The organism is Leptolyngbya sp. KIOST-1 (assembly GCF_000763385.1).
In the GTDB taxonomy this organism is placed as follows: domain Bacteria; phylum Cyanobacteriota; class Cyanobacteriia; order Phormidesmidales; family Phormidesmidaceae; genus Nodosilinea.
On record NZ_JQFA01000002.1, the window covers coordinates 3,801,515 to 3,814,149 of the forward strand.

Genomic DNA, 12,635 nt, shown 5'->3' on the forward strand with positions numbered 1-12,635 from the left:
AACTCCTCCAAGAAAAACTACCTTTCGGCAGTTTGCGCTATTACGTCCTCTCCGAGTGAATTTGAACTAGGATGCATTCTCCTGAATGATTGAATATCCTGAGACATGCAGTAAATGATTGCTACGGGACTAGCTAGACAGAGAATCGGTCCTAAATAGAGGAAAATGTGACTGACCCCGTAAGACCAAATAACGAGCGCCGCAATTACTCCAGCTACTGCAGCACCCCAAAATGGAGATGCAAAGTAAGCAATATTCTCCTCCTCATCTTCAGTCTCAGTATAGGAAGCAGATGCCTCTTGAAGAACAGTTATCATTGAACTGATGTACTTGAGGAAGATAGGTATTCCCATGACAATCATAAAGATTGTCACCCAAGAATAAGCACTTCCTGCAGTTTCTGGACCTGAGGCTAGAGCAGCACTTCCAGGATTAAAAAGGATGCAGATTGTAACTACGGTCAATCCAATAATCGCGTACAGAGCCATTTTTAGAGAATTCCTTTGCAGACGAGAATACACAGCTAAACTCCCTTGTTCTAAAGCTGGCCATTAATTCAGTGAAATCGAAATTGGAACACCCTAAATATCCTCAACCTCCTTCAGTGAATTGAAGTCAAAAGGGTTCTGGTTCGAAATACTAAGAACTATTGGAATCAAAGTACTGACTGCCAAAATTACCAAAGTTCCGGGAAGTTCTCCAAGCCACATCCTGACTGGCATGCCAATCAAAATTGCTAAAACTGTTCCCCACACGAAACCACTAGCAGTCATCTTCGGCCAAAATATGGCAAGCATTAGTGGCACTAAAATTGCTGTTCTAATGGCATATGTTGTCAAGACGATAGTCACAAAATCAACACCCGATAAGACAACCAATAAAGCGACTAGAGCAGCAACTAACATTGAGATTCTTGTCAATTTAAGAAGTGTTTTCTCTTGAACGTTAGGAGAGATAGGTTTTACTACATCTACAGCAGCAATGGAACTTAGAGATGACAAGGCTCCATCCATAGTGGAGTAGCAAGCAGAGAGAATCACGAAGACATAGGCATAAATTAACCAGTTTGGAAGTCCAATGTGAGAGATTACAAAGGGACCAACTGCAGCAGCATCGTTTCCGAGATCAGTTGCTAAGTCAACGTTGAGTGCAATCCCTACTAAGCCTAGAATCCCAAGGCATATAGGAATCGGATAAAACCAAGCACCAGCCCATAGAAAAGTTCGGCCAACCTCTTTCTGCTTGAGACCCCATACAACTTGCCAAAATGACTGCCCAGCTAGAGTTGCGGTCAACAAACCAAGCGCAAGTGTAATCCCGAAAGCAGAAGGAACATCAGATCTAGTTACTGAAAGTAGTTCTTGACCTCTACTAACAACTTCATTCCAAACTGGTTCAGCCCCACCTAGTCTCCCGAGGACAGACACAATTACGATAGAAGCAGGAACAGTAATGAAAAGCGTTGTGAGCGTTGAAGTAGACATGGAGGCCCATAGGCCACCTGTCATACTGTAAACAAGAACAATTGCGATGGCAATTGTTGCAACCGTCAGTTGATTCATTCCAAAAACAGTTGAAATAACCAGTGAAGTTCCCTTCAGATTGATAATTATTTCAATCAGAGAGCCAAAAATGAGGCCAATAGTGACTACAATTCTGGCAAATTTCATGCCGTTGAATCTAGAGTTCACAAATTCGCCCACCGTATATCCATGCGGCATTTTCTCCCTCAGCTGTTTGGCAAAAGGAATAATAGCAATCACAGCGAGGCCATTAGGGACGGTAAACCACCATAATCCTGAAAGGCCAAAGTTATATGTCATTGCAGCAGACATCATCACCGCCATGGCCCAAGTCCAGACGGAAATCAAGCCTGCAACACCAAATCCAAATCCTAGCTTCCTTCCAGCAATAATGAAATCGTGGGTATTTCGAACTAACTTCGATTTTACGTAGATCGCTACACCAAGAGAAATTAGACCTAGCAAGAGCAGCATAGCTATCCCTTGGATGGGTACTAAAGATGGATTAGCTGCTAATTCTATCCCCATAACACTGCCTCCTGCTTATAGCGAAGTGGATGATGAAATGCGAACGACTCAATTTGCTTCCACTGACACAAAATAATATGCCTAGGAGAAGAATCAGATAATGATTTTAGAATCAGCTCTTTCTTGAATCAGAATCAAAAATCAGGAAAAAGTATCTGCTTCTAAGGCAAAACATTCAATCATTAAACTGCCACAACCATAAACCTGAGTTAGAGTTCAAATCCGAATTGTGGTGAGTTAAGAAGACATTAGCAGCAAGAAAAAGCAACGCTGTAAGTAAATATACATTTTGGAATACCGTCTATTACGTTTTGGAATGAGCCGCTAAATTCGTTCTAGGGAACGTATTCGAATACACAGTAAACGCACTCGGAATCTCGAAAATTTCGTGAAGACTGTTCTTTAAGGCCAAGGCATTCCAAATCGTGATATTCAATTTAAGAATATGTATGTATGGATACTCTATCAGTGCTGGAGCTTCGTTAAGCTACTGCATATCAAAATTGGTTTTCACCTTGTGAGAATATAGTCATGACTCCCTCTTCATCGCTAGAGCTAGGTATGGGTAGCAATGAAAGGTTGGATTCAATCTTTGAAGCTATTCAAGATCTTCAATCAGGGAAAATGATTATTGTAGTCGATGACGATGACAGGGAAAATGAGGGGGATTTGGTTTGCTCGGCTCAGTTTACTACGCCGGATATAGTAAACTTTATGGCAACTCATGCCAGGGGTTTGCTTTGTTTGTCGATGGAGGAAAAAAGGCTTCAAGAACTAAACCTAAATCCAATGGTTCTTGAAAATTCTGATCCGCATGGAACAGCCTTTATGGTTAGTGTAGATGCTGGAACTTCCTCCGGCGTTACTACAGGTATTTCTGCTCATGATCGTGCTAGAACGATTCAAGCTTGTATTAACCCTAATACTCATCCGTCGGATTTAAGAAAGCCTGGTCATGTTTTTCCATTAAAAGCCAAGCAAGGAGGAGTCCTTGTCCGAGCTGGCCATACTGAAGCTAGCGTTGATCTAATGAGGTTGGCAGGACTTAATCCTGCCGCTGTGATTTGTGAGATTCAAAATGAGGATGGTAGTATGGCAAGGCTTCCTCAACTATTTAAGTATGCAAAGCAGCATGGGCTCAGAGTTATTAGCATTGCTGCTCTGATAAATTATCGCTTGCAAACTGAGAGGTTAATTCAATGCGAAGCCATTTCGGCTCTCCCTACTAAGTTTGGTTACTTTAAAGCTTATGCCTACCGAAATCTCATTGATAACTCTGAGCATGTTGCGCTTGTAAAAGGGGATAAAACAAAATTCTCCGAGAGTGACGTCATAGTTCGCGTCCATTCCGAATGCTTAACAGGAGATGCTTTTGGTTCCCTTCGTTGTGATTGTAGGTCTCAGTTGCACACAGCATTAGAAATAATTAATGCAGAGGGAAGCGGAGTATTACTTTATTTACGACAAGAAGGTAGAGGCATTGGATTAATTAACAAGTTGAAGGCTTACTCTTTGCAAGACAATGGTTTAGACACCGTAGAAGCCAACGAGGAACTTGGTTTTGGTTCCGATCTTAGAAACTATGGTATTGGCGCTCAAATCTTAATTGATCTCGGCATTAATACGCTGAGACTTTTAACTAATAATCCCAGAAAGATAAGTGGGCTAAAGGGTTTTGGCTTAAATGTTGTTGATAGAATTCCTTTGCTTTCAGAAGTAAATCCTCATAATGCATCTTATCTGGTTACTAAGGCTAACAAGCTAGGGCACTTACTTCTAAACACAGAGTACGTAGAAAATATTTTATCTAGTAAGTTCAGAGCTGCTGATGTCGCGTAGGCTTTCACTTAATACGTTTTAGTGATTTCAGGAAAGCCATTTCATCAATCTTCTACTTTGCTACTATTCTCCTCTACTGAATAGTGCCATAGATGCCTATGAGAGGCCAGTGGTAAGCAACCCAGAACTCGGCTAGCAGCTTGAGGGGCACCGCGACATCGCTCTGGTAGGTTCTAAGGTCGGGGTAGGTCAGCACCACATCATTGATGGCCCGCAGCAGCGCAATCTTGTAGCTCGTTACCGTCGCATCGTGCTTGAGGATGGTGCTGATGACTTTATCGGGGGAGATGGGGCTCATCGCTCTTTTCTAGCCCCAACGCCTCAAGTTGTCGAGTGCTGTCCTGTAAAAGTGTCCTGCTTAAAATTAAGGCCCTGTAAACAGGCTTCCAGACCCTCACAGTCGGCAGTTCTCCCCAGTGGGTCGTATACCTCTTCGAGAAATACTCTGAACGCATGGCCCAGCGGGGCTTCAGGCCCAGGGCACCAAACTTGACGGCATCAGGGCTGAGCTTGCGGTTGAGGTTGTCCATTAGTGACTGAGAACGGTATTGATGGCTTTATCTGATGCGATGTACAAGGCTATATTGCGCCTGGCTATATAGGATCTCAAAGGGACAAAAATCAGGACATACCTTTCTTCTGCGGGTTCCCGACTTTGCCACTGTCTCATAGGAGAGCCATGCATAGGAGTTCTGTCTTTTATACATCCGTGAAATACTTCAATGAGACTATCCTGCAAGGGACTTGAAATTGAAATGTCTTTATCAATACAACAGCTCCTTATCTCCCCATCTATTATAGATTGTCATAGCAACTAGCCTAAAACTTCGCTCATCTAAGTCCTGAAAGATTCTTAGATTCGGTTTTTACGACCTACTTTAGATAGGTGATGCTCCTTGGGCTAAGGTTTTTACCACCAAAGAGGTTGTCATGTTTATTTTTTGTCAGAACTTGAAGTGTTATCTTCGGGTATTTTGGTTAAACCTAAAATTTGCTTGATCGCATACGCATGGACAAAAGTCTGCGAATCAAAGAGCATTAACGCAGAAACTAGAAATGGTAAAACCAGAAATAGATTGAATTTTATGGTGCAAGTATGGCCAAGCGATTGCTTGATTGTTAACGGGAATTCAAGTAGATCAGGGTAAAGGTCGGCCTTAGTAGTCGACGCTACAGAATCTTCACTCCTTTAACCCTAGACTCCACTCAAAATATAGTGATCAATAAGCCTATTTGTCATAGGTCTTTTTAACCAATAAGCTTGAGCTCTAGATTTTAGGTCAAATGCAAAAATATTTCATTGGAATTGATGTTGGCGGCACTTTTTCAGATGTTGTTGTTGTTGATGCCGAGGGCAGCATTACAACTGAAAAGGCTCCCACAACTCCTGAAGACCCTACAGATGGAATGCTGCATGCCCTTTTAAAGGTCTCAGGAAAACTAGATATTTCGGTGAATGAGCTGCTGTCAGAAACTGCCAGATTTGTTTATGGTAGCACCATTGCACTAAATACCTTGGTTGAAAAGAAGGGTGAAAAGACAGCATTTATAACGACAAAAGGCTTTAAAGATACGTTGGTCATGCGTCGCACCTGGCGTGAGAATATGTATGATTTGCGAGCTGAATTTCCCGAGCCGCTAATTCCTCGAAATTTGATTTTTGAATTGAATGAGCGGGTCAATCGTGATGGCGAGACTATTGATCCTATTTCTGAAGAAGAAGTTGATGCGATCGTTACTCAGCTAGAGCAGACTGGAATCGAATCAGTCGGGATATCTCTTATTTTTGCCTTTCGCAATCCAAGCAACGAACAGAAGCTTGTCTGGGCTCTGCAGCAGCGTCTCCCTAATCTATTAATTTCATCGTCTTCCGAACTATGTCCCGAAATTCGAGATTATGAGAGGGCTAGCACGGTTGCGGTAAATGCTTATCTACAACCTCGTGTGAATGCTCACCTTAAGAAACTGTCCGATCAGCTAGCAGCCAAATCCTTAGCAATTGCGCCTCAAATCATGCAATCTAATGGAGGCGTGATTGATGCTCAAGAAGCAGCCCAGCGTGCCGTCAATCTCCTCTTGTCAGGGCCAGCTGGAGGAGTTATTGGAGGCGTCTTACTCAATGAATTGCTGAACGAGCCACAATTGATCGCCTTTGACATGGGGGGTACCAGTTGTGACTTGAGCTTGATCTATGCTGGTAAGCCTATCGGCTCAACCTACCTATCTCAACAAACTCGCTTTACAGGTTGGGACATTATCACCCCCTTTATCGATATTCATAGTATTGGGTCTGGTGGTGGATCCTTAGCCTGGTTAGATAAGGCAAATGGTCTCCATTTAGGACCTCAGTCAGCAGGAGCTGAACCCGGCCCAGTTTGTTATGGCAAAGGAGGCACTGCACCCACGGTTACTGATGCCAATTTGCTCCTAGGTTACCTCAATCCTACATTCTTTCTAGGGGGCACAATTTCGCTCGATCAGGCTTTAGCAACTGAAGCTCTGGAACGGATGGCTGCAGTTCTCAATCTGACTTCTACAGAGCTTGCCAGTGGACTATTCCAAATGGCGAATGAGCAAATCATCAATGCTATCCAGGTGATTACCTTGCAAAAGGGATATGACCCACAAGCCTTTACTTTACTTTGCTTTGGGGGGGCAGGGGCACTCCATGCACCTGCGGTAGCAGCTCAAATGGGCATTCAGAAAGTAATTGTGCCACGGCAAGCATCAACCTATTCAGCTATGGGGTTGCTAGCATCTGATATTCAATTAGATTTTGTCCGTAGTCCATTCAGCTTATTAAAAGATAGTGATCAAGTTGCCCTAGAAAAGATTTTCCAAGATATGGAGATGCTAGCAGCCAAAGAATTGAAAAAATCTGGTGTTAGCCCTGAACAAATGTCTTTTCAGCGACAGGCCGACATGCGATATCTTGGGCAATCTCATGAAATTCGGGTTCTTCTAACAAGTCCGGGGTGTGATTTAGCCGCACTTAAGCAAGCTTACGAAGTCCAGTATGAGGAAATTTATGGCTACTTAAATGAGCTTGCTGACATTCAACTAGTTAATTTGCGCCTGAGTGCCCTAGGGTCAACTATTAAGCCCCAATTTAAAATGGGAGAGCCTTCTTCCCTCGCCCTCGAAGACTGCCTAAAATCGGAGCGGAAGGCATACTTTAAGGAAGCTAATGATTACTTGCTTGTTCCTGTCTATGACGGTGGTCTTTTGGCATGTGGTCACCAATTTGAAGGGCCAGCTATCATCGAGTTAGATGACACTACTATCGTAATTCGACCGCAACAGTCACTTACCATCGATGACCACGGAAACTTTATTATTTTAGCCGCTTAGCCTTTCAGCCCAATTATTGTTCTACAAGTTTTGTTTTCATTATGGTCGCAGTTTCTGGTCCCAAAGATACTCAGAAGACTCAATCAAGAACTGATCCAATCACCCTCGAAATCGTCAGCAATCGTCTAGAGGCCATCGGTAAGGAAATGGGGATTACTCTCCTCAAAACTGCCCACACGTCCATTTTTTGCGAATGCCAGGATTTCTCTGTTTCCACCTTTACTTATAAAGGGGAATTGCTGACCATGGGGCAATTTATTCCCCACCACCAAGGGGGTGTATCCCAAGCTTTACAGCAGATTGTTAACCAACGAGTGCCAGATGAGTTTAAGCAGGGTGACGTCTACATCATCAATGATTCTTATCTGGGTGGTACTCATCCACAGGATCTAAGCCTGTTAGCTCCAATTTTTGTCGAAGACGAAATGGTTGGGTTTTCAGGATGTACGGCCCACCAGATTGATATCGGAGGCATGACAGCAGGAGGCTATGCCCCCAAAGCTAGCAGTATTTATCAGGAAGGGATTCGATTCCCCGGCATCAAGCTTGTTGACCAGGGCATCTTGCAGACCTCAGTTCTTGATATGTTTATTCGAGCCGTGCGCCTACCCTATCAACAACGGGGGGACATCTTAGCTCAATTAGCAACGGTGCGCCGGGGGACCGAACGGATTGCTGAGGTCGCTGCTAAGTATGGTGCTATCCAATTTAAACAGATTCAAAATGACATCCTAGATCACGCCGAGGTCTTAGCTAGAGCTGAAATTGAGAAATTACCTGACGGTGTTTACGAAGCTGTTGACTACATTGACCATGATGGTCATGAAGCACGTCTTTATAAGCTTTGCCTGAAATTGACGATCGTTGGTTCCGATATTCATTTGGACTTTGATGGAACAGATAATCAGGCAGCAGGGTTCATTAATGCCTCTTTCTCAAATACGGTGGCGTCTTCCTGGGCAGGATTAATGCTGTTTCTAGATCCTTCAATTCCTAGAAATCATGGATTCTTTCGGCCTATCAGTGTATCAGCCCCGGAAGGCTGCCTCTTTAATCCTCGTTTTCCAGCTCCTATCGGCGGATCTACCACAGAAGGAGGGGGACGGGTCTATGATTTGCTGTTACAAGCTCTATCAAAGGCTCAACCCGAACGTGGAATCGGTACTTGGTCCATGATGTGGTCGGCACTGTTTTTCTCAGGCACTCATCCCAAAACAGGTGAGCCTTTTATACATAATGTCCTAGATGGTTTAGGTACTGGCGGTGGAGCAAGAGCCAGTTTAGATGGCTGGCACGCCTCTTGCATTGCCTCCAGTAATTCTATGATTCCCAATGTCGAGGTAGAAGAAGAAAATTTTCCAGTTCGCTACCTGCGGCGCGAACTAAAGACCGATACAGGTGGTCCTGGCCAGTTTCGCGGAGGTTGCGCTTTAGAAACCGAGATTTTAGTTGAGGTTGATTGTCTTTTAACTGCATTTACCAGCCGTAAAGATTGTCCGCCTCCCGGCATTTTTGGAGGACATTCTGGTGGTGCATCGATTTTTAAGATCATCCGCAATAACGGAACTGAAGAAGAACTTCCTCAAAAAGTAGCTGACGTGCCCGTACAGGCAGGGGATCGAGTCATCCTTAGACCGGGAGGAGGTGGAGGCTATGGTGAGCCGCAATTACGTGATCGTACCAAAGTTCGTGAAGACCTAAAGTTGGGATTTATCTCGCCACAAGCCGCTGCCAACACTTACCAGCTTGATATTGCCTGATTACGTTCACCTTTTCTATTGCGGAACAGAGAAGTAATATCCGGTTGGCCCAAAGTTATATCTACAAGGAGTGATTGAAAAATGAGACTGATAAAACTAGGTAAGGTATGGCAAGCCTTAGGATTATTTTGCTTGATCCTATTCGCCAGTTTCACTCTCAAAGCCTGCAGTACCTCACCTACGAAGGTCTCAGAGGGTAGTATAGCCCAAGCTCAGGCTACCCCTATGCAAGCTAATGAAGCAAGTACTTATGACCGGGTGCTTGAATCTGGGAAGATCAGGGCAGCTTACATTGTCTATCCTCCTGGTAGCTTTAAAGATCCCAACACAGGTGAACTGTCAGGGGTTTTTATCGATGCTCTTAACCAAGCTGGAGAAGACTTAGAGCTTGAAGTGGAATGGACTGAAGAAGTGGCCTGGGGCACTATGATTGAAGGTCTATTGAGCGATCGCTACGATATTGTTGGCAATGGCATTTGGGAAACCCCTAGCCGTGGAAAAGTCGTAGACTTTACAATTCCCCTCTTTTATTCAGGCTTAGGAGTTTACGTTAGAAGCGATGAAAATCGCTTCAACAATGACATCAAGGCAGCGAATTCGAGCGATGTTAAGATTGCCATCATTGACGGTGAAATTTCTGAATTAGTTGCCAAAACAAAGTTTCCTAAAGCAGAAACTGTTTCATTAGGTCAAATTTCAGATGTTTCCCAGATGATGCTGAATGTCTCTCAAGGAAAGGCTGATGTAGCTGTGATTGAGCCCTATATTGGCTACGAATTTCTCCAGCAGAATCCCGGAACCTTAAAAAATGCTGCCCAGGACCAGCCAATCGCAGTATTCGGCAATTCTATGATGTTTAAGAATAATCAGCCTAAATTTGAGTCTATGCTGAATACTGCTCTGCAAAGTCAGTTAAATGGTGGCAATATTGCATCGCTGATGGAGAAATATATTCCTGAAGATGGACTGATGTACCCTGTAGCTTTTCCTTATCGCTCTGATTCATGACTGTATTAGAGATTCTTGTTAACTATCAGCAAGGGTTCTTATCCGGCCTTAAAGTGACCCTTCAACTCTGTTTGATCATCTGGTCATTCGGTTTGATTGCCGGAACTGTTTTAGGGGGCCTAAGCGCTAGAATTTCTTGGCTGGCAGTTATTGCTCGCCTGGGCTCCTTTATCCTTTCAGGAATTCCCATACTTGTTTTTTTGTTTTGGTTGCATTTTCCAGCTCAAGCTGTTTTTAATATTGTTGTAAATCCCTTCTACACAGCTGCATTTGTTCTTTCGATTGTGAACCTTTTTGCAGTCGCTGATATTGTAAGGGGATCACTCCTAGAGTTTCCAAAGCAATATAATACTGCGGCCAAGGTTTGTGGAATTTCCGGATTGGATACTTTGTTTTTCATTCAAGTTCCAATCATTTTTAGGCAAACTTTGCCGACACTGATTATCACTCAGGTCAATATGCTACAGGCAACGTTATTCGCTAGTTTGATTTCTGTGGAAGAAATATTTCGTGTAGCTCAGCGAATTAACTCCTCTATTTATAAGCCTGTAGAAATTTATACTGCTCTAGGTATCTTCTTTTTGGCGGTTTGCTTACCTCTAAATGGCTTTGCCTATTGGTTTAGGAATACCTTTACCCGTAATTTATCCGAGTCCTGATTTCGCCATGCTTAAAGCTGACAAGATAACCAAAAAATATGGTGAGAAAATCATCTTAAATAATGTCAGCTTAAGCGTGAAGCCGGGCCAAATTACAGCTTTAATTGGTCCTAGTGGAAGTGGAAAAACAACCTTGTTAAAATCTCTTGCACTACTCGATTATCCTGATCAGGGTACTATTTCGCTTGATGACACAACTTATGATTTTCCCTTGGCCAAACGCCAAAAAATTAGGCCTCCTTGGCCTCACGTAACCATTGTCTTCCAGCAACATTTTTTGTGGCCCCATTTAACCCTCCGCCAGAATATTATGCTGCCTCTTAATCGAAAAGGAATTTTTGCTCGTAAGCAAGCAGAGAGTCTAACTGAATCACTAGGTTTGACTGAATTTTGTGATCGCTACCCAAATCAAGCTTCCCTTGGGCAGCGGCAACGAACCGCACTAGTTCGAGCATTAGTTTTAGAACCTTCTTACATACTGCTAGATGAGGTGACATCGTCCTTAGACGTCGAGCAAGTAAGTGTCATCCTGTCTCATCTACAATCTCTACGAGAGCGAAATATTGGAATTTTAATTATTACTCACCTAATTGGGTTTGCTAGTCGTGCTGCCGATCAAATTGTCTTTTTGAATCAAGGTGAAGTCTTAGAGACAGGAGGTGTCGAGCTTTTGAGTTCACCAAAACATGAGCGTGTTCGAAAGTTTCTGTCTGTTATTGAATCAGCAATGTAGAACTCGAGGAGTCATTGTCGAATGCTTAGCTTGACACAATCATCCACCCATCAAGTTCAGGTGATTGATTTCAACCTATTCCTTCAGGGCAGTTTCGAAGAACGCCAACTTATTGCTAGTCAGATCCATCTTGCCTTTCGGGAAACTGGCTTTATGTATCTGAAGAATCACGGCATTGATCAATCCCTCATTGCACATTCTTTCAGTAACTCAAAGCAGTTTTTTGATTTATCGCTAGACCAAAAGAAGCAACTTTCATGGTCAGGTGATGCTAACTATTATGAAAAGAGTGGTTATGTGGGCCTAGAAAAGGAAACCTTAGACTTAAGTGGTCCAGGCGACTTTAAGGAGATGCTCGATATTGGTAAAGCGTGTGGTAATAAATGGGAGTGGCCTTTAGGACAAGAAGCTTTTAGGAATAATATTGGTATTCTCTATCCAGAATTAACGAAAGCTGCTAATAATATCTTGGAGGCATTGGCTCTTGCTCTTGATCTACCCGATTCCCAATATTTTGTGGAAACTCATGACGAAGAAGATCATGAGTTACGGTTCATCTTTTATCCCCCCATTAATCGTCCACTAAAAGATGGTCAGTTACGTGCAGGTGCCCACACGGATTACGGCAGTATTACTTTACTCTTCCAGGATCAAGCAGGTGGCCTTGAGGTGAAGCTGCGTTCGGGAGAATGGGTATCTGTTCCTTATATGCCTAACACCATGGTGGTGAATGTAGGCAATCTTCTTCAGCGCTGGACCAATGATCAATATTGCTCTAACCCCCATAGAGTAGTCCCACCGCAAACTGAGGAATCTGACAGTTCTCGCTATTCAATTGCCTTTTTTTGCCACCCAAATAGTCGAACTTCAATCACCTGTCTCCCCTGTTGTCAAAGTCCCGAAAATCCTTCTCGCTATCCCAGTATTTTAGCCGGAGACTATATAGTTGGTTTGCTACAAGCAACGATTGAGCTCAGCTAGTTTAACGGTAGCTAACCTGAAAGACTGATAATACTCATTTAGGTTAGAGGACGTTTGGAAAGTCTTATGTCTTGTAGCAAAAGTGGGTATCTCCCCTAAATTCCCCTTTTTAAGGGGAATTTAGGGAGATACCCACTTTTCAAGGGGAGCAGGGGGGATCGGTAGGTGACTAAAGCGACTGCAAATCACTTTTCAAACACCTTCTTAGCTCGACTTTATCCAATCAGGCGGCATGGCAAAGTAGCTCGGTCCA

General features: G+C 43.4%; 11 protein-coding genes. 7 read left to right on the plus strand and 4 right to left on the minus strand.

The window, feature by feature from the left end; all coding sequences use genetic code 11:
* Positions 1-17: 17 nt before the first annotated feature.
* Together NF78_RS16850 and NF78_RS16855 are read right to left on the minus strand one after the other, a co-directional pair.
* Positions 18-521, minus strand: coding sequence for a hypothetical protein (locus NF78_RS16850; protein ID WP_156119808.1), 504 nt, complete (start codon positions 519-521; stop codon positions 18-20).
* A 60-nt stretch (positions 522-581) separates the two neighbouring features.
* Positions 582-2,051, minus strand: a complete 1,470-nt coding sequence (locus tag NF78_RS16855; protein WP_035988131.1) for a sodium:solute symporter family transporter — start codon at positions 2,049-2,051, stop codon at positions 582-584.
* Between the two features lie 531 nt (positions 2,052-2,582).
* Here NF78_RS16855 and NF78_RS29660 point away from each other — a divergent pair.
* Positions 2,583-3,890 carry a bifunctional 3,4-dihydroxy-2-butanone-4-phosphate synthase/GTP cyclohydrolase II gene (locus tag NF78_RS29660; protein WP_225885324.1) on the plus strand — a complete coding sequence of 436 codons (1,308 nt, stop codon included), beginning with the start codon at positions 2,583-2,585 and terminating at the stop codon, positions 3,888-3,890.
* Positions 3,891-3,963: 73 nt separating this feature from the next.
* Here the strand turns inward: NF78_RS29660 and NF78_RS16860 are convergent, their stop codons facing one another.
* Entirely contained in the window at positions 3,964-4,188 is a 225-nt protein-coding gene (locus NF78_RS16860; RefSeq protein WP_035988133.1) for a hypothetical protein, read from the minus strand.
* Positions 4,166-4,420 (minus strand): DUF4113 domain-containing protein, encoded by a 255-nt coding sequence (locus tag NF78_RS30435; protein WP_035988135.1) that lies wholly within the window; start codon positions 4,418-4,420, stop codon positions 4,166-4,168. The genes NF78_RS16860 and NF78_RS30435 overlap by 23 nt, the downstream gene beginning before the upstream one ends.
* Before the next feature lie 754 nt (positions 4,421-5,174).
* Here NF78_RS30435 and NF78_RS16870 point away from each other — a divergent pair.
* The 6 genes from NF78_RS16870 to NF78_RS29675 all read left to right on the plus strand — a co-directional run bounded on the left by NF78_RS16870 (position 5,175) and on the right by NF78_RS29675 (position 12,382).
* On the plus strand, positions 5,175-7,241 hold the full coding sequence (locus tag NF78_RS16870) for a hydantoinase/oxoprolinase family protein (protein ID WP_035988138.1): 2,067 nt from the start codon (positions 5,175-5,177) through the stop codon (positions 7,239-7,241).
* A 41-nt stretch (positions 7,242-7,282) separates the two neighbouring features.
* Positions 7,283-9,001, plus strand: a complete 1,719-nt coding sequence (locus NF78_RS16875; protein WP_035988140.1) for a hydantoinase B/oxoprolinase family protein — start codon at positions 7,283-7,285, stop codon at positions 8,999-9,001.
* Between the two features lie 225 nt (positions 9,002-9,226).
* A complete protein-coding gene (locus tag NF78_RS16880) occupies positions 9,227-10,009 on the plus strand; it encodes a substrate-binding periplasmic protein (protein ID WP_197064862.1) in 783 nt (260 codons plus the stop codon).
* Positions 10,006-10,668, plus strand: a complete 663-nt coding sequence (locus NF78_RS16885; RefSeq protein ID WP_035988145.1) for an ABC transporter permease subunit — start codon at positions 10,006-10,008, stop codon at positions 10,666-10,668. Before NF78_RS16880 ends, NF78_RS16885 begins: the two co-directional genes overlap by 4 nt.
* 7 nt (positions 10,669-10,675) lie before the next feature.
* Positions 10,676-11,401, plus strand: coding sequence for an amino acid ABC transporter ATP-binding protein (locus NF78_RS29670; protein ID WP_072016105.1), 726 nt, complete (start codon positions 10,676-10,678; stop codon positions 11,399-11,401).
* Positions 11,402-11,422: 21 nt separating this feature from the next.
* A complete protein-coding gene (locus tag NF78_RS29675; RefSeq protein WP_072016106.1) occupies positions 11,423-12,382 on the plus strand; it encodes an isopenicillin N synthase family dioxygenase in 960 nt (319 codons plus the stop codon).
* The last annotated feature ends 253 nt before the right edge of the window (positions 12,383-12,635 follow it).